Genomic DNA, 19,860 nt, shown 5'->3' with positions numbered 1-19,860 from the left:
GCCGTCACCCTGGGCTGCAGCGGCCTGCGCGGCGCGATATGCGGCGACGGCCGCGGTGCGGCGCGGGTCGCCGACCTCGATCGCGACGACATTCGGGCCGTGCGGGTCGAACTCGCCTGCGCCGATCGGGGGCAGGAGCTCGTCCGGCCGCGGATCGACCGCAGCGTCACGGAGGGAGTTCCGACACGCCGCTCCGCTTCGGCCTGCTCGGTGGGGATCCACGAACCACCGTCGTCGGTCGGCTCGATGACAGCGCTCCCCGGCCCGCCAGCGACCCTCACACCGTCGGGGCGCTTCACGCCCGTGTCGGTGTAGAGGACGCCGTCGACGGACTTCTCTCCCGACCGCGGCGTCCGGATGGTGCGGGAGTCGATCACGGGCTCGGGACCGTTGGGGCCAATCGTCGTCATGGTGGTCTCCTGTTCGCGGCGCATCGCCGCATCGAGTCGGAGCCGGCCCAGGCGAGCCAGCGGGTCGTTCATCGGGAGGAGCGCGGCGAGGTCGGCCGCTGCACGTGCTGCCGTCATGACGCCTCCCTCCGGTAGAGCTCGTCCAGGGCGTCGCGGTCCACTTCCCAGACCGGCCCAACTCGGCGGGCGGGCACCCGGCCGGTGCGTGCGAGACGTCGCACGTACTCCGCCGAGCACCCGACCCGCCGGGCCGCTTCACCCGGTGTGGACCATGCCCTGGTCACGTGATCCATCGTTCCGGGAGCACCGTCGGAGGTTCCGGCGCCGGAACCCCGCCGCTCGTGCGCGACGGCGGCGGCGTGCAGCGCCTCCGCGAGCTCGGTGACGACCGTCGGGACCTGCCCTCGGCCACCTGCCCGGATCGCCGCCCGCAGGGTCACCATCAGCCCGTCGACCGCCTCAGCGGCCCGCGGCCCGGTGAACTCCTCGAGCCCGGTCACGAGGCGCGCCGCACCCGCTCACGCCGCTGCCGCTCGTCGAGGCCGCCCCACACGCCTGTCCGCTCGTCCGCCACCAGCGCGTAGGCCAGGCACTCAGCGACAGCGGGGCACCGGGCGCACCCTGCGCGGGCGTCCTCGACGAGGAGCGGCGTGAACCACGCTTCGGGGGCGGCCTCGCACGGCGCCGGCTCGCGCTGCTCGGCGAGAACACGGGACAGGGCGTCCCACGCGGGGCGGGCGTGGTCCGGGACCACCCACGCGCTGCTCTCGGCGTTCACCGTCGGATTGCTACTGCGACGGAGCCTGTGTCCTCGCTGGTCACGTCGCCTGTGGTCACGCCACGGTCACCCGTGCGGCCTCTAACGCGGGTGGCCCGCGAAGGCCCTGCGGAACGTTCACGCCGTGTTCCGGGGTCCTGGTCGGGGTGGGGGAGGAGCCCGGGGGTGTCGGGGGTGGGGTGGTGGAGCCAAGCCTCGATGTCGTCGGCGAGCTGGGGGTGCCAGACGACGGGGCGGGTGCCGGCGGGGCTGTGGGTGCTGGTGGGGGTCTCGGTGGGGCGGAGGCGCCGGGGGCGGACGTAGATCGCCAGGGTGATGTGGTGTCCGGGGTGGTTGGCGATGAAGGTCGGTCGGTCGGGGTTGCGTCGGGTGCGGTCGTCGCGCCAGACGTCCCAGCCGGGGGTGCTGGTGAGGAGTGTGCGGATGGTGGCTTCGGCGTCGAGGACGGCGGCGGTGAGCTGCATCAGGCGTTCTCTCCTCGGCGGGCTTCGGTGGTGCCGCAGTCGGTGCAGCGGCGGATGACGAAGCCGGCGACCTTGCGGGAGGGGCGGCTGGTCCAGGTGGTGTGGGGACAGGGGGTGCGGGCTGCGGGGGGCTGTGGTGTGGGGGCGGTGACCGTGGGCATGGGTCGTCTCCTGGTGAGGTGGGGCTTGCAGGTGGGGCAGGGCTTGGGGTGGTCCTCGCCGCCGATCCATCCGCGGTGGCAGGCGTGCTCGGCGGGGGCCGGGGCGGGTGCGAGGCCGAGGTCGGTGGGGTCACGGTCGGCCGGGGTCATGCGGCACCGGTGCGAAGGGTGGAAGCGGCGGCCAGGACCCACTGGGCGACGGTGGCGTCGGGCTGCGCGGTCGCGGCGGCTTGGACGAGCTCGCCGTACCGGTCGGGCCCCAGTCGCTCGAGGGCCTTCGTTGCTGCGCCGTACTCGTCATCAGCGTCCGCGGCCTCGTGCGCGTTAGGTAGGTGACGGTCCGCGCCTGCGGCGCGCGCACTTGGTCCTGCCGATGAATCTTGTAGTGGGTCCTCATGGTTCCTAGGGGCCAGGGCAGCCGTGGCCCATTGGTCAGGCTCACCCTGGCCCACTGGGACAGGCTCACCCTGGCCCTGAGGTGCAGGGTCAGCCTGACTGGTCGGTTCGGGCACGAGGTCCTCCCAAGGGACTCGCGAGGGCTCAGGTACAGGCTTGCCCTGTACCTGCGCGGGGGCCGACAGGAGGTCGAGGACGAGCTCGTACTCCGCCCGGCGACCGGACCTACCCCGCGTGACGGGCCGGATCGCGCCCGCCTTGCGCAGGCACGTCATGGCCGTGCTCACGGCGACGTAGGCGGCGTGCCGGGCCTTCCTGGCCTGCACCGCCTCCGGGCTGTCGTCGTCGCTCTCCGGGGCCGGCGGGAGGATGCCGCGGCCCAGGGCGTAGGCGAGGTCGTCGCGCCCGCCCCAGAAGCGGCGTGCGGTGATCCCGGGGCTGTCGGTGTCGTGGGCGACGTTCGCCATGTACGCAAGCAGCCTGAACGGCCGGTCGGGCAGGTGGCCCCAACGGCCGTAGGCCAACTTCACGTTCGTGGCGCCCATCAGGCGGCGTCCTCGGGGACGTTCGGGCGGAAGGTGAACGCGACGGCGTAGCGCACGTCGACGACGTGACGTGCCGAGGCGGAGTGCGACCAGGCGGCGCCGGTGATCTCGAACGTCCGGGCGCAGGTGCGGCACGACGCCTCGACCACGCGGCCGGTCGTCTCCCTCGTGACGTCACCCTTTTTGGGGCGCGTCTCGAGTGGGCTGCTCATGCGGCCTCCCGCGGTGGGGACTCGACGCCGCGCCACTCGCGCTGGATTCCACCGCGGCGTGGGGGGCGACGGGAGAGGCGGAAGCCGATGGGCTCGATGAAGCCGGCCTCGTGCGCCAGCCGGAAGACGTTGCCCCAGTGGGAGGTCGACGACGGCTCGGCGATGCCTGCCGCGTGGAGCTCGTCGCAGCCGAAGGGCTGGCCGGTGTCGGCCAGGACGAACAGGGCGCCGAGTGCGTCGTCGAGCCACCCGTCGAACGGCTGCGCGGGGGCGCCAGCGCGTGACCCGCTCGTGACCGCGGCCGCCATGACCTGCGGATCTGTGACCCGCACCGGATCAGCAATCCGACGCGGTTGCTCAGGACGCGGACAGGGCGTGGAGCTGCGTGGGATGCTGCTCAAGGCGGGGACCTCCGAAGTCCTCGACGGTGGGGGCGATCGGCGCGTCTGTGGCGGACGCGCCGTCGCTGCGTGTGGGGGCGACTCCGAGGAGCTCGAGCAGGTCGGCCGTGACGACGCGGTACTTGCCACCCAGGCGAAGCACCCGCGCCGGGAACTGCCCGGCCTTGGCGAGCTGGAACGCCTTTGTCCGGCCGATCGACAGGGCGCGGCCCGCGGTCTCGACGTCGACCGTTACCGGTAGGGCGAGGAGCTCGTCGCGGTTCACGAGGCGGCCACCTGCGGATCACCGGCGGAGTCCAGGCCGACCATCGCGAGCAGCGCAGGGACTGGCACGAGGATGCGCCGGCCGATGCGCAGGGTCGGCAACTCGCCGTTGTGCGCAGCTTGGTACGCCTGGTTGCGCCCGATGCCGAGCACCTTGGCTGCGACCTGCACGCTGACCGTGCTCTTCCCGAGGAGCTCTGTGGGGACCATTGGGGGTTCCTCCTTTCGACACCTTGAGCGTGTCGCCGCGTGCCCCTTGTGTCTATCCATCCCTTGCCCTACTGTTCAGATATCGCTAGACAGTCCAGACGGGAGAGGGCAGTGCGAATCGAGGAGGTCGTCGGCAGGAACCTTGAACAGCTGCGGACGGCTCGTGGCTGGTCACAGGCGCGGTTCGGCGAAGAGGTGGGCAGCCACTACGGCAAGGCATGGAGCCGCGCCACGGTGTCGGCAGCCGAGAGCGGCGCACGCGCCTTCACCGTGGCGGACATGGTGCTCATCTGCCTGATCTTCGAAGTGGCGCTCGAGCGTCTCGTCGTACTCCCCAGTGAGGCGCAGGCAGTCGCAGTCGGGCCGGCCACCTATCAGCGAGCCGACCTCGCCCCGATCGGGTGGAGCGCCGCCCCGACCAAGCGGACCTACGACGACGTCTTGCGACAGATGGACCGGTTGCACCACGAGCTAGAGGAGATCCTCGACGTCGCGACGACGGCGCAAGATCGCGGCCGCGCCATCCGCGTCACGCTCTTGCGGCTCGGCAACGTCGAAGCGCTCAAGGCGTTGGGTGTGGCTCGTGGTGAAGATGCCTGGTTCGAGAACGAACGGAATGAGGAGCCATGAGGGGCAGCATCTACAAGCGGTGCTCGTGCCCGATCGAGCGCGACGCCCGCGGGAACCGCAAGGCGTGCAAGCTGCGCCACGGGTCATGGACGTTCGTCGTCGACCTCGGCGCCGGCCGCGGCAAGGACGGCGTGTGGCAGGAGCGCCGGCAGGTGAAGCGGTCGGGCTTCCCGACCAAGGACGCCGCCGCGGACGCGCTCGCGCAGATCACGTCGACCGTCGCCGACGGGTCCTACGCCCACGACGAGCAGATGACCGTCGGGGCGTTCCTCGAGCAGTGGGTTGCCGCCAAGGAGGCCAACGGGCTGCGCCCGACGACCGTGCAGTCGTACCGGCAGCACATCCGCGACTATCTCGTGCCGTACCTCGGGCAGATGCGCCTGCGGGACCTGCGGCCCGGGCACGTCGAGCACGCCCTCGTGCAGATCGCCCAGCCCGTCAAGGGGCGCCGCGCCATGGGGCCCGCCACGGTCCGCAGGGTGCACGCGACGCTGCGGTCCGCGCTCGCCACCGCGAAGCGCAAGCGCCTCATCAGCCACAACCCCGCCGTCGACGTCGACCTGCCGTCCGCGTCACGTCCGAAGGTGCACCCGTGGCAGCCCGGCGAGCTCGGGGCGTTCCTCGACCACGCGGCCCACGACCGCCTCGGTGTCCTGTTCGAGGTCATGGCCGCCGCCGGCCTGCGCCGCGGTGAGGCGCTCGGGCTGCGCTGGGAGGACGTCGACCTCGAGCGGCGCGTCCTCGTCGTCCGGCAGCAGGTCGTGCAGCTCGCCGCCGCGGCCCCGTGCGGGGTGTGCGGGCAGACGCACAACCGGCTCGCGTTCGGACGCCCCAAGACGGCCAGCGGGGAGAGCCGTGGCATCGACTTCGACGGCCGCACCGCGGGCGCCCTCATGGAGCACCGACTGCGCCAGGACAGCGAGCGTGCAGCGTGGTCCGGCGCCTACTCCGACCACGGCCTGGTGTTCGCCCGCGAGGACGGGACGCCGATCAACCCGGACTACGTGTCGCACCGGTTCGTCGAGCTCGTCGCCGAGGCGGGCCTGCGGCGGGTGCGCCTGCACGACCTGCGGCACGGGGCGGCGTCGCTCATGCTCGCCGCCGGCGTCGACATCGCCATCGTGTCCAAGCGGCTCGGGCACTCGAACATCTCGATCACGGCGGACACCTACTCCCACCTCCTCGAGGGGTGGGCCGGGACGCTGCCGAGCGGGCCGCTGCGCTGGTCCCGAGGGCGTCGCGTGACCACTCTGTGACCACCGGTCCGTCGGCGCCGGACATGCGCGAAGCCCCGGCGAGCGTTTCCGCAGGCCAGGGCTTCACAGAGGAGTGGGCCAGGTGGGGCTTGAACCCACGACCCACGGATTATGAGTCCGCTGCTCTGACCGGCTGAGCTACTGGCCCGTGGTCGCCAGCCTAGCGGCAGGCGACGGGACCCGGCGCGGCACCGCGACCCGGACGACGTCGCGCGATGCGGCATGCAGGCGGCGTGGAGCCGGCATGGAGAAGGGCGCCTCACCCGCACAGGGTGAGGCGCCCTCGCTCGGCGGATCGAGCCCGCCCGCCCTGCTCGCGCCTGGGCGTTGGGTGGATCTTAGGACAGTCTTTGCCGTAGCGGGAGTCCCTCAGGGGCCTGGAGCGAGCCACCGACCTCCGGGCGGCGCGTACCGCGCCCGCAGCGGGCGTGCGCGGGCCGCAGTCACCCGTGTGGATGTGACGCGTACCACCAAACGAGGTGTGTGGAACGTCCGGGTGTGGCGTTGTCGAACTACTTGTCCGCTTCGGCCGATCATGACCACGTCAGCGACAACGGCAAACCCACCGCGAGGTGGGGACGCAAAGCCACGGGGCCCGCCGGGCCGGCCGAGCCACCGAACGACTTAGAGGAGTCACGATCATGGTCACCCCACTCACATCCCACCCGTCGATGCCGGAGCCGCAGGGCTCCGGCGCGCTGCTGACGCCGTCGGAGGTGGCCACGCTCTTCCGCGTGGACCCCAAGACGGTCACGCGCTGGGCGAAGGCCGGGAAGATCTCGGCGATCCGCACCCTCGGGGGGCACCGACGGTTCCACGAGGACGAGGTCCGGCAGCTCCTCGGAGGCGTTCCGGAGCAGCGCGAGCCGCAGGCCTGAGCGGTCCGGTCCGGCGACGGGGCACGGGCGGGTGGTCGGGGCGCGAGGCGTCGCACCCCGGTCGCCCGACCGACTCGTCCCACGCCGACCACGGCGGCGGCTCGGCACCGGCCCGGCGCTGCGTGCATGGCAGGATCGAGCCATGGCGATGAGAGAGATCCGCACCGTCGGTGACCCGGTGCTGCGCACCCCGTGCGAGCCGGTCACGGTGATCGACGACCGGGTGCGGTCCCTGGTGGACGACCTGGTCGAGACGGTCGACCACGAGGGGCGGGCGGGGCTCGCCGCCAACCAGATCGGTGTCAACCTGCGGGCGTTCTCGTGGAACATCGACGACGAGGTCGGGTACGTCCTCAACCCGACGATCGTCGAGCTGTCCGACGACTACCAGGACGGCGACGAGGGCTGCCTGTCCGTTCCGGGCCTGTGGTACCCGACGAAGCGCGCCTGGTACGCGCGCGTCGTCGGCACCGACCTCGACGGTCGGGAGGTCGTCGTCGAGGGCACCGAGCTCATGGCGCGGTGCCTGCAGCACGAGGTCGACCACCTCGACGGCATGCTCTACCTCGACCGGCTCGAGCGCTCCGTCCGCAAGAAGGCCATGCGCGCCATCCGCGAGCAGCTGTAGACCCGCGGTCGTTGGCGCCGTGCGCGCGGTGTAGGGCATGATGGCGCGGAGCACGCCGCAGATGAGTGCACACCTCCCGTCACGGGGCTGAGGTCGTTGGGGAAGACGAACCTCGACCCGACAGGAGGACCGACATGGCCGGTGCCATCACCCGCGGCGTACTTTTCGTGCACTCGTCGCCGCGCGCGCTGTGCCCGCACGTCGAGTGGGCGGCGGGCAGCGTGCTCGACTCGCGCCTGTCCCTGGACTGGACTGAGCAGCCCGCGGCGCCCGGCATGTTCCGTGCCGAGCACTCGTGGCAGGGCCCCCAGGGCACCGGTGCGCGGCTGACGTCCGCCCTGCGCGGCTGGGCGCACCTGCGGTACGAGGTGACCGAGGAGGCCAGCCGCGGCACCGACGGCTCGCGCTGGAGTCACACGCCCGAGCTCGGGATCTTCCACGCCGCGACCGACGTGCACGGCAACGTCGTCGTCCCGGAGGACCGCATCCGGGCCGCGCTGCAGCACGCCGCGGACCCGGCCCGCCTCCGGGTGGAGCTCGACCTCGCCCTCGGGCAGGCCTGGGACGACGAGCTCGAGTCGTTCCGGTACGCGGGCGCCGGCGCCCCGGTCCGCTGGCTGCACCGCGTCGGGTAGCGCGGCGCCGCCGGACGACCGACGGCCCCGCACCGGATCACCGGTGCGGGGCCTTCGCCGTCGTGCGCGGCAGGGGTGGGTCAGACGCTGGTCACCACGAGCGCGACGTTGTGCCCACCGAAGCCGAACGAGTTGTTGATGGCCGCGATCTGACCGGCCGGGAGCTCGCGCGGGGCGTCCCGGACGAGGTCGAGGTCGAGCTCGGGGTCCGGCTCGGTGACGTTGATCGTGGGCGGCGCGACCCGGTCGCGCAAGGCGAGGACGCTGAAGATCGTCTCCAGTGCGCCGGCGGCCCCGAGCAGGTGCCCGGTCATCGACTTCGTCGCCGAGAGCCGGACGTGGTCGGCGTCCGCGCCGAGCACCGCGCGGATGCCGCGGACCTCGATCATGTCGCCGACCGAGGTCGACGTCGCGTGGGCGTTGATGTGGACGACGTCGCGAGCGCTGACGTCGGCGTCGTCCATCGCCCGCTGCATGGCGGCGGTCTGGCCGACGCCGGTCGGCTCCGGGGCGGCGATGTGGTGCGCGTCACCGCTCATCCCGAGGCCGGCCACCCGGCCGTAGACCTTCGCGCCGCGGGCGCGGGCGTGGTCGGCGCTCTCCAGCACGACGACGCCGGAGCCCTCGCTCAGCACGAAGCCGTCGCGGGTCACGTCGTACGGGCGGGAGGCGCCGGCGGGGTCGTCGTTGCGGGTCGACAGCGCCTTCATGGCGGCGAACGCCGAGATGGGCATGGGGTGCACGGCGGCCTCGGTGCCACCGGCGATCACGATGTCGGCGCGGCCCGTGCGGATCATCTGCACGCCGTACGCGATGGCCTCCGCGCCCGAGGCGCAGGCCGAGACCGGGGCGTGCACACCGGCCCGGGCACCGAACTCGATCGACACGTTGGCCGCGGGGGAGTTGGGCATGAGCATGGGCACGGTCATGGGCAGGACGCGGCGCGCACCCTTCTCCCGGACGGTGTCCCAGCCGTCGAGCATCGTCCAGATCCCCCCGATCCCGGACGCGACCACGGCCCCGAGCCGCTCGCCGTCGATCTCGGGGGAGCCGGCGTCGGCCCAGGCCTGGCGGGCCGCGACGAGCGCGTACTGCGCCGACGGGTCCATCCGCTTGGTCTCGGGGCGGGACAGCACCTCGGCGGCGGGCACGGCGACCGAGCCGGCGAAGCTGACGGGGATGCCGTAGGTCTCGGCCCAGTCGTTGTCGAGCGTGCGGATGCCCGACCTCCCGGCGAGAGCGGCCTCCCACGTGCTCGGGACGTCGCCGCCGAGCGGGGTGGTCGCGCCGAGACCGGTGATCACGACGTCGGGTGCGGTGCTCATGAGGGGGCTCCTGGGCGGTGGGGAGGGTTCCGTGGTGGGCGCCCGCCGTCAGCGGGCGGGCGCCCGGCCACGGGCCGTGCGGGTCGGGCGAGGCGTCAGGCTGCCTGGGCGCCCGAGATGAAGGTGACGGCGTCGCCGACGGTCGCGAGGTTCTTGACCTCGTCGTCCGGGATGCGCACGGAGAACTTCTCCTCCGCGAGCGTGACGATCGTCATCATCGACAGGGAGTCGATGTCCAGGTCGTCGGTGAAGGACTTCTCGGGCAGGACGGAGTCGGTCGGCAGACCGGTCTCCTCGCTGACGATCTCGGCCAGTCCGGCGAGGATCTCCTGCTCGCTGTACGCCATGGGTGCTTCTCCTTGTTGTCGGGTCGTGCTCGGTCCGGGACGGGCCCGAGTCTGTCAGGGGAGGACGACGACCTGCGCCGCGTAGACCAGGCCGGCTCCGAAACCGATCTGCAGGGCGAGCGCGCCGGAGCCCACCTGGCCCTCGCTCAGCAGCCGCTCGGTGGCCAGGGGATCGACGCCGCCGAGGTGTTCCCGGTGTCCGCGATGTCCCGCCCGACGACGACCGACTCGGGCAGCTTCAGCTGCTTGATCATCTGGTCGATGATCCGCATGTTGGCCTGGTGGGGGATGAACGCCTCGATCTGCTCGGGCTCGACCCCGGCCGCGGCCATGGCCTTCGATGCGATCGGCGCCATCTGGAAGCCGGCCCACTTGAACACCGTGGGGCCCTCCTGGCGCAGGGTCGGCCAGCCGGCGTCGGAGTCGCGGACGTCGAGCCAGGAGTGCGTCTGCCGGATGGCCTGGGACTGCGAGCCGTCCGAGCCCCAGATCGTCGGCCCGATGCCGGGCGTGTCTGACGGGCCGATGACGACGGCACCGGCACCGTCGCCGAGCAGGAACGAGATGCTCCGGTCGGTCGGGTCGACGAACTCGCTCATCTTCTCGGCGCCGATGACGAGCACGTGGCGCGCCGTCCCGGCGCGCACGAGCGCGTCCGCCTGGCCGACGCCGTAGCAGTAGCCGGCGCACGCCGCGGAGATGTCCCACGCGGCCGCCGGGGTCGCGCCGATCCGGTCGGCGACGATCGCGGCCCCGGCGGGCGTCTGGTGGAAGTAGGTGACGGTCGACAGGATGACGGCGTCGATGTCCGCGCCGGTGAGCCCGGCGTTCGCGAGGGCGTCGTTCGCGGCCTGCACCGCGAGGTCGAGCACGTCGGTGCCCGCGGCGGCCCGCCGGCGGGTCACGATGCCCGTCCGCTGCCGGATCCACTCGTCGGAGGAGTCGATCGGGCCGACGAGGTCGTCGTTCGGCACGGTCAGCTCGCCGCGTGCGGCCCCCAGCCCCAGGATCCGGGTGTGGGCAGGCCCGGTGGCCTGGGTCAGGGTCGGTCGGGTCACGAGGGGTCCTCCGCGAGTCGGGTGTGCCGGCGGCGGTCCCACCGTGGCGTCGCACGAGGTCGCGCGCCGCGTCGAGGTCCGCCGGGGTCTTGACGGGGTGCGTCTCGACCCCCGGCAGGCTACGTCGCGCCAGGCCGGTGAGCACTCCGGCGGGCGCCAGCTCCACGAGGGCCGTCGCGCCGAGACCCTGCATGGTGACCTGGCACAGGTCCCACCGGACGGGGTTCGCCACCTGCGCGACGAGCCGCTCGAGCGCCTGGGCCCCGGACGTCACGGCGGCGCCGTCGGCGTTGGACAGCAGCGTCGTGCGGGGGTCGGCGGGCGACGTCGCGGCGGACGCCGCGGCGAGCTCGTCGACGGCCGGGGCCATGTGCGTGGTGTGGAACGCGCCGGCCACCTGCAGCGGGACGACGCGGGTGCGGGCCGGGGTCGGCGGCGAGCGTCGCGAGGGACCCGAGGTCGCCCGCGGCGACGACCTGACCGGACCCGTTGACGTTGGCCGCGGTCAGCCCGAGCTCGGCGAGCCGTGCCAGCACCGCCTCGGGGTCACCTCCGAGCAGGGCGCTCATGCCGGTCGGCGTCACCGCCGCGGCGCGGGCCATGGCCGCCCCGCGCACGGCGACGAGGGACAGCGCCTCGTCCTCGCTCAGCACACCGGCCACGGCGGCCGCCGCGAGCTCGCCCACGGAGTGGCCCGCGACGACGTCGACGCCCGCGGGACCGAGGGCCGCCGGCTCGGCGTCGAGCAGGGAGGTCCCGGGCTCGCCGACCAGCGCCCGGAAGCTCAGCAGCGCGGCGGCCACGAGCAGGGGCTGGGCGACCGCGGTGTCGCGGATCGTGTCCGCGTCGGACGTCGTGCCGTGGGCGACGAGGTCCTGCCCGACGACGTGCGACCAGCGCTCGAGGAGGGGCTGCGCGCCCTCCAGCTCGAGCCAGGGGACGAGCATGCCGGGGGACTGGGCACCCTGGCCGGGGCAGGCGACGACGAGCACGGGTCCACTGTGCCGGTCGGCGCCCGCACGCCCGGCTCACGACCCGTACCAAGGATCCGGAGCGGGTTTGTCCGGACGCTACAACGGTCCGTCGAGCCGCCCCAGGGCGAGCGCGGTCTGCAGGACGTAGGACTCGCGCGGGTCGAGCGGGTCCCAGCCGGTCGCCTCGGACACCTTCCGCAGGCGGTACCGGACCGTGTTGGGGTGCACGTACAGGGTCCGGGCGGCGGCCTCGAGGGAGCGACCGCTGCCCAGGTACGCGGAGAGCGTCTCGAGCAGCGAGCCGGTGCTGGCGAGTAGGGGCCGGTACGCCTGGTCGACCAGCGTCCTCCGGGCGGTGGTGTCCCCGGTCAGGACCCGCTCGGGCAGGAGGTCGTCGGCCGAGACGGGGCGGGGGGCCTGCTCCCAGGCCGGTGCGGCGAGGAGGCCGGCGAGCGCGGCGCGGGCCGACCGGCCCGAGTCCTCCAGCCCCTGGACGAGGGGCCCGATGACGACGGGCCCGGGCCCGAACCGCGGCAGCAGCGTGGCGGCGGCCGCGCGGAGGTCGCTCTCGCCGCCGAGGAAGACGACGAGCCGGTCGCCCTGGATCCCGACCAGCGCGTCGTCCGCGGCACGCCGGGTGGCGCGGCGCAGGTCGGCGGCGCGGACGTCGTCGAAGGGGAGCTCGACGTGCCGACCATGACGAGGGTCGACCCGCGGCCCGACCAGCCCAGTGCGGACACCCGCGACCGCAGCGAGTCGTCCGCCTCACCGCGCACGAGCGCGTCGACGACGAGCGCCTCGAGCCGCGCGTCCCAGGCCCCGCGCACCTCGGCGGCGCGGGCGTAGACCTCTGCGGCCGAGAAGGCGACCTCGCGGGAGTACCGCAGGACGGCCTCGCGCAGGTCCCGCTCGTCGCCGGGCGCCGCGAGGTGGTCGCTGTTCTCCTCGACGACGTCCACCGCGACCCGCACGAGCTGGAGCGTCTGCTGCAGGGAGATGGAGCGGGTCAGCTCCGGCGGGGCCGCGGCGAAGATCTCCCCGACGCCGCGCGCCGTCCCGGGCGCCTCGCCGTACCAGGAGATGAACGCCCGGATGCCGGCCTGTGCGACCAGGCCCACCCAGGAGCGGTCCTCGGCGGGCAGCGCGCGGTACCAGGGAAGGTCCTCGTCCAGCCGGCGCAGCGCCGCCGCGGTGAGCAGCCCGTGGCCGTCCCGGACGCGCCGCAGCGTGTCGGCGCCGGGCGCGGGGTGAGAGATCATCCGCCGAGCATAGAGCCGGCGATTGTGGGGAGTCGACAAAAGCGGCGGCGTACCATCGTGCTGCGCACGCGCCGCGGAGAGCCGTCCGCAGGGTGGCCGTGGGCCCTAGCGGCTATGGTCGGCGCATGGCTCTGCTCCCACGACTACGCCAGCTGATGCGACGTCCGTCGTCGGCGTCGAAGGTCGGCGCGCGCCGTCCGACGTCGGCCGCGCGACGCGGCGACACGCTCCACGAGGACGCCCTGCGCTCCATGCTGAGCGACGACCCCAACAACGTCCGCGCCTTCCAGGCCCTCGCGGAGATCGTGCGCCGTCGCGCGGCGGAGAGCGCCGTCGACGGTGACCCGCTGAGCGCGCCGCACGACGAGCAGGAGAAGCAGCGCGCCGCGGACCTCGCCGTGTGGTCGCTGGGCGAGGAGCTCGCCGGCCATCCGCGTGCGTGGTACCCGCTCGTCGAGCTCGCCCGCCTGTCCGTGCACGACGACCACGACGGCGCGATGCGCCGGCTGCTCACCGCGGCCGAGCGGGACAGCTCCGGCGAGGCGCTCGCCGAGGGGCTCGCCGTCCTGCGTGACGCCGGGCAGCCCGTGGAGGCGCTGGGGCTCGGCGTCGGCCACTGGCGACCGCGGGAGCACAGCCCCGAGGTCGGGGCGCACCTCGTCCGTGCCGCGATCGAGGCGGACCGTGCGTTCGAGGCCCGCCAGCACCTGCAGTCCCTGGACATGTACCCCGACCAGCGCTCCATCACCGACCTGAAGGCCGAGCTCGAGGCCCTGGTCGTCCGGGCGGAGTCCCGGACCGCCGGCGCCTGACCTCGCGCCACGCCCACCACGGACGAGGGCCCCGACACCACTCGGTGTCGGGGCCCTCGTCCGTCCGGCGGGGGCTGACCTAGGAGTCGCCACCCACCGCGCCGGACGTGCCGGCGTTCACGTCGTGCAGCCGGTACCGCTCGACGGCCTGGGCCGGGGCGTCGGACGCCACCGCGCCCTCCGCCGCGAGCTGCTGCAGCACGCGCACCGCGGTGGACGGCCCGTCGATGTGGAAGAAGCGACGTGCCGCGGCCCGGGTGTCGGAGAACCCGAACCCGTCCGCACCCAGCGTCGCGTACCGGCCCGGCACCCACTGGCGCACCTGGTCGGCGACGAGGTGGTCGTAGTCCGTCGTCGCGACGAACGGCCCCTCGGCGCCCTGCAGCTTCTGGGCCAGGTAGGCCTGCCGCGGCTCGGAGCCCGGGTGCAGGTAGTTGTGCTCCTCGGTGGCGACGCCGTCGCGCCGCAGCTCGTTCCAGCTCGTCACCGACCAGACCGCGGCGCGCACGCCCCAGTCGTCGGCCAGGATCTGCTGCGCCTCGAGCGCCCACGGCACCGCGACACCCGAGGCGAGGATCTGGGCCTTCGGGCCCTCGCCCTCGGCCGGGGAGACGAGGTGGATGCCCCGCAGGATGCCCTCGACGTCCACGCCCTCGGGCTCGGCCGGCTGGACCATGGGCTCGTTGTAGACCGTCAGGTAGTAGATGACGTCCGGGTCGCGCCCGTCGTCGCCGTACATGCGCTGCAGGCCGTCCCGGACGATGTGCCGGATCTCGTACCCGTAGGCCGGGTCGTAGTGCACGACGTGCGGCATCGTCTTGGCCAGCAGCGGGGAGTGCCCGTCGGCGTGCTGCAGGCCCTCGCCGGTCAGCGTGGTGCGTCCGGCGGTGGCGCCGATGAGGAAGCCGCGGGTCATCTGGTCGCCGGCGGCCCAGAACTGGTCACCGGTCCGCTGGAACCCGAACATCGAGTAGTAGAAGTAGAACGGGATCAGCGGCTCGCCGTGCGTGGCGTACGAGGTCCCCACGGCCTGGAACGCCGACGCCGACCCGGCCTCGTTGATGCCGGTGTGCATGATCTGCCCGGCCTCGGACTCCTTGTAGCTCAGCATGAGCTCGCGGTCCACGGCCATGTAGTTCTGACCCTGGGTGTTGAAGATCTTCGCCGACGGGAAGATCGAGTCCAGGCCGAACGTGCGGGCCTCGTCGGGGATGATCGGCACGATCCGGTGCCCGATCTCCTTGTCCTTGACGAGGTCCTTGAACAGGCGCACGAGCGCCATCGTCGTGGCGACCTCCTGGTGCCCGGACCCCTTGGCGAGCAGCTCGTAGGTCTTGTCGCCCGGCAGGGTGATCTCGGTGTGCGCCGTCCGTCGCTCGGGCACGAACCCGCCGAGCTTGCGCCGGCGCTCGAGCATGTACTGGATTTCGGGGGCGTCCGGACCGGGGTGGTAGTACGGCGGGACGTAGGGGTTCTCGTCGATCTGCTCGTCCGTGATCGGGATGTGCAGCGAGTCCCGCAGCGTCTTCAGGTCGTCCGACTTGAGCTTCTTCATCTGGTGCGTCGAGTTGCGCCCGGCGAAGCCGGACCCCAGCCCGTAGCCCTTGATGGTGTGCGCCAGGATGACGGTCGGCTGACCCGTGTGCGCCATCGCGGCGGCGTAGGCGGCGTAGATCTTGCGGTAGTCGTGACCACCGCGCTTGAGCGCCCAGATGTCGTCGTCGGACATCTTGTCCACGAGCTGCTTCGTGCGCGGGTCGCGGCCGAAGAAGTTCTCGCGGATGAACCCGCCGCTCTCGGCCCGGTACGTCTGGAAGTCGCCGTCGGGCGTGACGTTCATGAGGTTGACGAGGGCGCGGTCCTTGTCGGCCTGCAGCAGCGCGTCCCACTCGCGGCCCCAGACGACCTTGATGACGTTCCAGCCGGCGCCGCGGAACTGCGCCTCGAGCTCCTGGATGATCTTGCCGTTGCCCCGCACCGGGCCGTCGAGGCGCTGGAGGTTGCAGTTCACGACGAAGGTCAGGTTGTCCAGCTGCTGGTTCGCCGCGAGCTGCAGCATGCCGCGGCTCTCCGGCTCGTCCATCTCGCCGTCGCCGAGATAGGCCCACACGTGCTGCTGGGATGTGTCCTTGATGCCGCGCTCGTGCAGGTAGCGGTTCGTCCACGCCTGGTAGATCGCGCCGGACGGGCCCAGGCCCATCGAGACGGTCGGGAACTCCCAGAAGTCCGGCAGCAGGCGCGGGTGCGGGTAGGACGGCAGTCCGTGACCCTCGCGGGACTTCTCCTGGCGGAACCCGTCGAGCTCCTCGGCGGACATGCGGCCCTCGAGGTACGCGCGGGCGTACACGCCGGGGAGGCGTGGCCCTGGAAGAAGACCTGGTCGCCACCACCGGGGTGGTCCTTGCCGCGGAAGAAGTGGTTGAGCCCCACCTCGTACAGCGTCGCGACCGACGCGTAGGAGGAGATGTGCCCGCCGACGCCGATCTCCGGACGCTGCGCGCGCGTCACCATGACGGCCGCGTTCCACCGGATCCAGGACCGGTACCGGCGCTCCAGGACCTCGTCCCCGGGGAAGTACGGCTCCTCGTCGACCCCGATCGTGTTGACGTACGGGGTGTTGAGGGACCCCGGGACGGCGATGCTGCGCTCACGCGCCCGCTTCAGCAGGCTCAGCAGCAGGTACCGCGCGCGCGGGCCGCCCTTGTCGTCGATCAGACCGTCGAGCGACTCGAGCCATTCGCTGGTCTCCGCCGGATCGATGTCCGGGACCTGGCTGAGCAGACCGTTGATCAGCGGTCCTGTCTCGTCGAACGAAGCCACCAGTGCTCCTTGCCTTGTTCCGCACCGCGAAGCCGGTCGGCCCCGGTGCATCCCCGCAGTCGCCGGCGCGCGTCGCGCCCTTGACGATCGGTGTTCGCCCCATTGTCGGACCAGGCGGCACGGAAAGTCACACCGGGCCGTCGACGGGCACGCGTGACGCTCGCGACACCGGGGGCCGTGTGGCGCTTGCCACACGGCCCGTGGTGCGGTGGGCTAGCGTGTGCGAACGCCCCACCGGGTCGGTGCGGGCGCAGGCGACGAGAAGGGAACGGAACTGCACGTGGCTTCCACCGCGAGCCCGACGGATGACGCGGGGTCCAAGGCAGCGAGCCGGCTCGGCTTCACCACCGGCCAGGTCGTCCAGGAGTTCGGCTGGTCCGACGACGTCGACGACGCCCTGCGCGCCGCCATCGAGGCGACCACCGGGACCGAGCTGGTCGACGAGGACTACGACGACGTGACCGACGGCGTCGTGCTGTGGTGGCGCGACGGCGACGGCGACCTGACCGACGCCCTGGTCGACGTGCAGACGGTCCTGGAGGAGTCGGGGCTCATCTGGGTCTTCACCCTCAAGGCCGGCCGCCCCGGGCACGTGGGGCACAGCGACATCGAGGAGGCCGCGACCACCGCGGGGCTCCACGCCACGAGCACCTTCTCGATCGCCGACGACTGGTCGGCGACGCGGCTGGGCAACCGCGGCCGGGGTCGTTGACCGACCTGACCCCCGGGACGCCCCTCCCGGGCCCCGGTGAGCGGGCGCCCGACGCCACGCTGACCGACACGCACGGCTCGCCCGTCCGGCTCTCCGAGCTGCGGGGCGCACCGGTGCTGCTCGTGTTCGTCCCGTTCGCGTTCTCCGGCGTCTGCACCGGCGAGGTGTGCGAGCTGCGCGACAACCTCGACCTCTTCACCGGCGCCGGTGTGCGGCTGGTCGTCGTCTCGTGCGACTCGGTGCACACGCTGCGGGCCTGGGCCGAGCAGGAGGGGTTCGCCTTCGACCTGCTCTCCGACTTCTGGCCGCACGGCGCAGCCGCCACCGCCTTCGGGGTGTTCGACCCCGAGCGCGGGCGTCCCCTGCGGGGCAGCTTCCTCCTCGACGCCGACGGCGTCGTGCGGTGGGCCGTCGTCAGCCCGGCCGGGCGCGCCCGGTCGCTCGACGGCTACCGCGAGGCGCTCGCCACCCTGGCGGCCGGCACCGGCCGCTGATCCGCCCACGAGCGCCCACTCGGTAGGCTGTGCCACCGCACGATCGGGCCTGTAGCTCAGCTGGTCAGAGCGCCGCGTTTACACCGCGGAGGTCGCCGGTTCGAAACCGGCCGGGCCCACCCGACGGCGCCACCGATCGCCGAGTGCGAGGACAGGCACCCGTGCCGGCACCGGACGGGGTGCCTGTCGTCGCACTCGACCCGGTGTGGGTAGCGTCCTGACCGTGACCGATCCCCGCGCGGCGACACCGCCCACCCCCGACCCTCGCCGACGTCGTCGCCGTGCTCGAGCGCCGGTACCCGCCCCGGACGGCGGAGTCCTGGGACGCCGTCGGCCTCGTCGCGGGGGACCCGGCCCAGCCCGTGCGCCGGGTCCTGCTCGCGGTGGACCCGACGGCCGCCGTCGTCGACGAGGCGATCGCCTGGGGGGCGGACCTGCTCGTCACCCACCACCCGCTGCTCCTGCGCCCGGTGCACTCGGTGGCCGCCACGACCTTCAAGGGCGCGATGGTCCACCGGCTCACGCGCGCCGGGGTCGCCCTGCACGTCGCGCACACCAACGCCGACGCCGCCGACGGCGGGGTCGCGCACGCGCTCGCCGAGGCGGTCGGGCTCGTGGATCTCGAGCCGCTCGTCGCGCTGCCGGGCGAGCCGGTCGACAAGCACGTCGTGTTCGTCCCCGAGCCGCAGGCCGAGGCCGTGCTGGACGCGATGGCCGACGCCGGCGCCGGCCGGATCGGGAACTACTCCCGCGCGGCGTGGCTGGCCTCCGGCACCGGCACGTTCCTGCCCGGGCCGGGCGCGCAGCCCGCGATCGGCGCCCCGGGCGTCGTCGAGCACGTGGCCGAGACGCGCGTGGAGATGGTCGCCCCCGACGGCTGCGGGCCGCGGTGGTCGCCGCGATGCGCGAGGTTCACCCGTACGAGGAGCCGGCCTACGACGTCGTGGAGACGGCGGTGCCGGACGCGGGGACCGGCACCGGGCGGGTGGGCCGGCTGCCCGAGCCGCTGACGCTCCGGGCGTTCGGCGAGCGGGTGGCGGCGGCGCTGCCGGCGACCGAGCAGGGGGTCCGGCTCGCCGGCGACCTGGACGCACCGGTGCGGCGGGTCGCCGTCGTCGGCGGGTCCGGCGACTCGCTCTTCGACGCGGTGCGCGCGAGCGGCGTCGACGCCTACCTCACTGCCGACCTGCGCCACCACCCTGCCTCGGAGCTGCGCGAGCGCGCGGAGTTCGTCACCGCCGACGACGGCGTCGCGCGACCGTTCCTCGTGGACGTCGCCCACTTCGCGAGCGAGTGGCCGTGGCTGCCGCGCGCCGCCGCCGACCTCGTCGCCGACCTGGCGGCGGCGTCCCCGGGCGGCACTACGGTTGTCACGCGCGTGAGCACCCTGCGGACGGACCCGTGGACCGCGCGCCTCGCCTCGTCGTCGGAAGGATCCCACCCGTGACCACCGCCCCTCCCGAGGACCAGCACCGGTTGCTCGACGTCCAGGCGCTCGACACCCGCACGTCCCAGCTGGCCCACCAGCGCCGCACCCACCCGACGCTCGCCCGGCTCACCGAGCTCGACGGCCGGCTCGCGGACGTCGAGACGTCGCTGGTCGCGTCCCGCACCGCGGTGCGGGACCTGCGCCGCGAGCTCGCCAAGGCCGAGGCCGACGTCGAGCAGGTGCGCGCCCGTGCGGACCGCGACCGCGCCCGGATGGACTCCGGGCAGGGGAGCGCGAAGGACATGCAGGCGCTGGCCAGCGAGCTCACCGCGCTCGGCCGCCGGCAGGGCGAGCTCGAGGAGATCGAGCTCGAGGTGATGGAGCGTCTGGAGGCGCACGAGGGTGCGCTCGCCGAGCTCGACGCCGCCGCGGACGTCATCCGGGGGCAGCACGCCGAGGCCACGGCCGAGCGCGACGCCGCGTTCGCGGTGATCGACGCCGAGGTGCAGAGCGTCGCGGAGAAGCGGGCGGCGCTCGCCGAGGGGCTCGACGCGGGGCTCGTGACGCTCTACGACCGCCTGCGCGGTCAGCTCGGCGGACTGGGCGCGGCCGCGCTGCGCGGGCGGCGCTGCGAAGGGTGCCGGCTGGAGCTCAACCCCATGGACGTCGAGGCCATCCGCAAGGCGCCGCCCGAGCAGGTCGCCCGGTGCGAGGAGTGCGGCCGCATCCTCGTGCGCCTGCCCGAGCCGGCGAAGGGCTGAG

General features: G+C 73.4%; 22 protein-coding genes, 2 tRNA genes, 4 pseudogenes and 1 riboswitch. Of the genes and pseudogenes, 12 read left to right on the top strand and 16 right to left on the bottom strand.

Annotated elements, in window-relative coordinates; genetic code table 11:
• Positions 1–523: 523 nt before the first annotated feature.
• From REH70_RS11885 to REH70_RS11845, 9 genes are read right to left on the bottom strand one after another with little or no spacing between them, the layout of a single operon-like run.
• On the bottom strand, positions 524–910 hold the full coding sequence (locus tag REH70_RS11885) for a helix-turn-helix domain-containing protein (protein WP_310747442.1): 387 nt from the start codon (positions 908–910) through the stop codon (positions 524–526).
• Positions 907–1,188 carry a WhiB family transcriptional regulator gene (locus tag REH70_RS11880; protein ID WP_310747440.1) on the bottom strand — a complete coding sequence of 94 codons (282 nt, stop codon included), beginning with the start codon at positions 1,186–1,188 and terminating at the stop codon, positions 907–909. Before REH70_RS11880 ends, REH70_RS11885 begins: the two co-directional genes overlap by 4 nt.
• On the bottom strand, positions 1,185–1,652 hold the full coding sequence (locus tag REH70_RS11875; protein ID WP_310747438.1) for a hypothetical protein: 468 nt from the start codon (positions 1,650–1,652) through the stop codon (positions 1,185–1,187). The genes REH70_RS11880 and REH70_RS11875 overlap by 4 nt, the downstream gene beginning before the upstream one ends.
• The gene (locus REH70_RS11870) at positions 1,652–1,963 is read right to left on the bottom strand and encodes a hypothetical protein (RefSeq protein WP_310747436.1); all 312 of its coding nucleotides are present in this window, start codon (positions 1,961–1,963) and stop codon (positions 1,652–1,654) included. The genes REH70_RS11875 and REH70_RS11870 overlap by 1 nt, the downstream gene beginning before the upstream one ends.
• The gene (locus tag REH70_RS11865) at positions 1,960–2,754 is read right to left on the bottom strand and encodes a hypothetical protein (protein WP_310747434.1); all 795 of its coding nucleotides are present in this window, start codon (positions 2,752–2,754) and stop codon (positions 1,960–1,962) included. The genes REH70_RS11870 and REH70_RS11865 overlap by 4 nt, the downstream gene beginning before the upstream one ends.
• Positions 2,754–2,903: a hypothetical protein gene (locus REH70_RS11860; protein ID WP_310747432.1), complete on the bottom strand. Its 150-nt coding sequence runs from the start codon at positions 2,901–2,903 to the stop codon at positions 2,754–2,756. Before REH70_RS11860 ends, REH70_RS11865 begins: the two co-directional genes overlap by 1 nt.
• 59 nt (positions 2,904–2,962) lie before the next feature.
• Positions 2,963–3,274: a hypothetical protein gene (locus tag REH70_RS11855; protein ID WP_310747430.1), complete on the bottom strand. Its 312-nt coding sequence runs from the start codon at positions 3,272–3,274 to the stop codon at positions 2,963–2,965.
• Positions 3,275–3,323: 49 nt separating this feature from the next.
• Positions 3,324–3,632, bottom strand: a complete 309-nt coding sequence (locus tag REH70_RS11850) for a hypothetical protein (protein WP_310747428.1) — start codon at positions 3,630–3,632, stop codon at positions 3,324–3,326.
• Positions 3,629–3,841: a helix-turn-helix domain-containing protein gene (locus tag REH70_RS11845; RefSeq protein ID WP_310747426.1), complete on the bottom strand. Its 213-nt coding sequence runs from the start codon at positions 3,839–3,841 to the stop codon at positions 3,629–3,631. The genes REH70_RS11850 and REH70_RS11845 overlap by 4 nt, the downstream gene beginning before the upstream one ends.
• Before the next feature lie 111 nt (positions 3,842–3,952).
• Between REH70_RS11845 and REH70_RS11840 the strand changes: the two genes are divergently transcribed.
• Together REH70_RS11840 and REH70_RS11835 are read left to right on the top strand one after the other, a co-directional pair.
• Complete coding sequence (locus tag REH70_RS11840) at positions 3,953–4,471, top strand: helix-turn-helix transcriptional regulator (RefSeq protein WP_310747424.1); 519 nt, start codon at positions 3,953–3,955, stop codon at positions 4,469–4,471.
• Positions 4,468–5,727, top strand: coding sequence for a site-specific integrase (locus REH70_RS11835; protein WP_310747423.1), 1,260 nt, complete (start codon positions 4,468–4,470; stop codon positions 5,725–5,727). The genes REH70_RS11840 and REH70_RS11835 overlap by 4 nt, the downstream gene beginning before the upstream one ends.
• Before the next feature lie 74 nt (positions 5,728–5,801).
• On the opposite strand, the gene REH70_RS11830 is transcribed toward REH70_RS11835, so the two are convergent.
• Positions 5,802–5,875 (bottom strand) — tRNA-Ile (locus REH70_RS11830).
• A gap of 397 nt (positions 5,876–6,272) precedes the next feature.
• Positions 6,273–6,347: riboswitch (cyclic di-GMP riboswitch) on the top strand.
• 51 nt (positions 6,348–6,398) lie between these two features.
• On the opposite strand from REH70_RS11830, the gene REH70_RS11825 reads away from it, so the two are divergent.
• The 3 genes from REH70_RS11825 to REH70_RS11815 all read left to right on the top strand — a co-directional run bounded on the left by REH70_RS11825 (position 6,399) and on the right by REH70_RS11815 (position 7,868).
• Positions 6,399–6,605 carry a BldC family transcriptional regulator gene (locus REH70_RS11825; RefSeq protein WP_310754255.1) on the top strand — a complete coding sequence of 69 codons (207 nt, stop codon included), beginning with the start codon at positions 6,399–6,401 and terminating at the stop codon, positions 6,603–6,605.
• A 142-nt stretch (positions 6,606–6,747) separates the two neighbouring features.
• Complete coding sequence (gene def, locus REH70_RS11820) at positions 6,748–7,233, top strand: peptide deformylase (protein WP_310747422.1); 486 nt, start codon at positions 6,748–6,750, stop codon at positions 7,231–7,233.
• A 134-nt stretch (positions 7,234–7,367) separates the two neighbouring features.
• Positions 7,368–7,868 carry a DUF3145 domain-containing protein gene (locus tag REH70_RS11815; RefSeq protein WP_310747420.1) on the top strand — a complete coding sequence of 167 codons (501 nt, stop codon included), beginning with the start codon at positions 7,368–7,370 and terminating at the stop codon, positions 7,866–7,868.
• Between the two features lie 80 nt (positions 7,869–7,948).
• On the opposite strand, the gene fabF is transcribed toward REH70_RS11815, so the two are convergent.
• From fabF to REH70_RS11790, 5 genes and pseudogenes are all read right to left on the bottom strand, one after another.
• Positions 7,949–9,193, bottom strand: coding sequence for a beta-ketoacyl-ACP synthase II (gene fabF, locus REH70_RS11810; protein WP_310747418.1), 1,245 nt, complete (start codon positions 9,191–9,193; stop codon positions 7,949–7,951).
• 95 nt (positions 9,194–9,288) lie between these two features.
• Positions 9,289–9,540, bottom strand: coding sequence for an acyl carrier protein (locus REH70_RS11805; RefSeq protein ID WP_310747417.1), 252 nt, complete (start codon positions 9,538–9,540; stop codon positions 9,289–9,291).
• Positions 9,541–9,594: 54 nt separating this feature from the next.
• Positions 9,595–10,598: pseudogene (locus REH70_RS11800) on the bottom strand (beta-ketoacyl-ACP synthase III).
• Between the two features lie 34 nt (positions 10,599–10,632).
• A pseudogene (locus REH70_RS11795) lies at positions 10,633–11,590 on the bottom strand (ACP S-malonyltransferase); the annotation flags it as partial.
• A gap of 78 nt (positions 11,591–11,668) precedes the next feature.
• Positions 11,669–12,831 (bottom strand): annotated as a pseudogene (locus REH70_RS11790) (PucR family transcriptional regulator).
• Between the two features lie 125 nt (positions 12,832–12,956).
• Between REH70_RS11790 and REH70_RS11785 the strand changes: the two are divergent.
• The gene (locus REH70_RS11785) at positions 12,957–13,643 is read left to right on the top strand and encodes a hypothetical protein (RefSeq protein WP_310747415.1); all 687 of its coding nucleotides are present in this window, start codon (positions 12,957–12,959) and stop codon (positions 13,641–13,643) included.
• Positions 13,644–13,722: 79 nt separating this feature from the next.
• Here the strand turns inward: REH70_RS11785 and aceE are convergent.
• Positions 13,723–16,463 (bottom strand): annotated as a pseudogene (gene aceE / locus REH70_RS11780) (pyruvate dehydrogenase (acetyl-transferring), homodimeric type).
• Positions 16,464–16,743: 280 nt separating this feature from the next.
• On the opposite strand from aceE, the gene REH70_RS11775 reads away from it, so the two are divergent.
• The 6 genes from REH70_RS11775 (at position 16,744) to REH70_RS11750 (ending at position 19,859) form a co-directional block, all read left to right on the top strand.
• Positions 16,744–17,175, top strand: coding sequence for a DUF3052 domain-containing protein (locus REH70_RS11775; protein WP_310747414.1), 432 nt, complete (start codon positions 16,744–16,746; stop codon positions 17,173–17,175).
• A 5-nt stretch (positions 17,176–17,180) separates the two neighbouring features.
• Positions 17,181–17,669: a peroxiredoxin gene (locus REH70_RS11770; protein ID WP_396134746.1), complete on the top strand. Its 489-nt coding sequence runs from the start codon at positions 17,181–17,183 to the stop codon at positions 17,667–17,669.
• Between the two features lie 45 nt (positions 17,670–17,714).
• Positions 17,715–17,788: transfer RNA gene (locus REH70_RS11765), tRNA-Val, on the top strand.
• Positions 17,789–17,950: 162 nt separating this feature from the next.
• Positions 17,951–18,679: a Nif3-like dinuclear metal center hexameric protein gene (locus tag REH70_RS11760; RefSeq protein ID WP_310747410.1), complete on the top strand. Its 729-nt coding sequence runs from the start codon at positions 17,951–17,953 to the stop codon at positions 18,677–18,679.
• Positions 18,625–19,116: a Nif3-like dinuclear metal center hexameric protein gene (locus tag REH70_RS11755; protein WP_310747409.1), complete on the top strand. Its 492-nt coding sequence runs from the start codon at positions 18,625–18,627 to the stop codon at positions 19,114–19,116. The genes REH70_RS11760 and REH70_RS11755 overlap by 55 nt, the downstream gene beginning before the upstream one ends.
• Positions 19,113–19,859 (top strand): C4-type zinc ribbon domain-containing protein, encoded by a 747-nt coding sequence (locus tag REH70_RS11750; RefSeq protein WP_310747407.1) that lies wholly within the window; start codon positions 19,113–19,115, stop codon positions 19,857–19,859. Before REH70_RS11755 ends, REH70_RS11750 begins: the two co-directional genes overlap by 4 nt.
• The last annotated feature ends 1 nt before the right edge of the window (position 19,860 follow it).

Origin of the sequence: Cellulomonas sp. ATA003, assembly GCF_031582905.1 — a bacterium.
GTDB lineage: Bacteria > Actinomycetota > Actinomycetes > Actinomycetales > Cellulomonadaceae > Pengzhenrongella.
This window is presented reverse-complemented; position numbering and strand designations above follow the sequence as displayed.

Bases quoted from the DNA above. Each gene is read 5' to 3' on its own strand.
- REH70_RS11875 (WP_310747438.1), bottom strand. From the start codon at position 1,652: ATGCAGCTCACCGCCGCCGTCCTCGACGCCGAAGCCACCATCCGCACA.
- REH70_RS11870 (WP_310747436.1), bottom strand. From the start codon at position 1,963: ATGACCCCGGCCGACCGTGACCCCACCGACCTCGGCCTCGCACCCGCC.
- REH70_RS11865 (WP_310747434.1), bottom strand. From the start codon at position 2,754: ATGGGCGCCACGAACGTGAAGTTGGCCTACGGCCGTTGGGGCCACCTG.
- REH70_RS11855 (WP_310747430.1), bottom strand. From the start codon at position 3,274: ATGGCGGCCGCGGTCACGAGCGGGTCACGCGCTGGCGCCCCCGCGCAG.
- REH70_RS11845 (WP_310747426.1), bottom strand. From the start codon at position 3,841: ATGGTCCCCACAGAGCTCCTCGGGAAGAGCACGGTCAGCGTGCAGGTC.
- REH70_RS11835 (WP_310747423.1), top strand. From the start codon at position 4,468: ATGAGGGGCAGCATCTACAAGCGGTGCTCGTGCCCGATCGAGCGCGAC.
- REH70_RS11825 (WP_310754255.1), top strand. From the start codon at position 6,399: ATGCCGGAGCCGCAGGGCTCCGGCGCGCTGCTGACGCCGTCGGAGGTG.
- def (WP_310747422.1), top strand. From the start codon at position 6,748: ATGGCGATGAGAGAGATCCGCACCGTCGGTGACCCGGTGCTGCGCACC.
- REH70_RS11815 (WP_310747420.1), top strand. From the start codon at position 7,368: ATGGCCGGTGCCATCACCCGCGGCGTACTTTTCGTGCACTCGTCGCCG.
- fabF (WP_310747418.1), bottom strand. From the start codon at position 9,193: ATGAGCACCGCACCCGACGTCGTGATCACCGGTCTCGGCGCGACCACC.
- REH70_RS11805 (WP_310747417.1), bottom strand. From the start codon at position 9,540: ATGGCGTACAGCGAGCAGGAGATCCTCGCCGGACTGGCCGAGATCGTC.
- REH70_RS11785 (WP_310747415.1), top strand. From the start codon at position 12,957: ATGGCTCTGCTCCCACGACTACGCCAGCTGATGCGACGTCCGTCGTCG.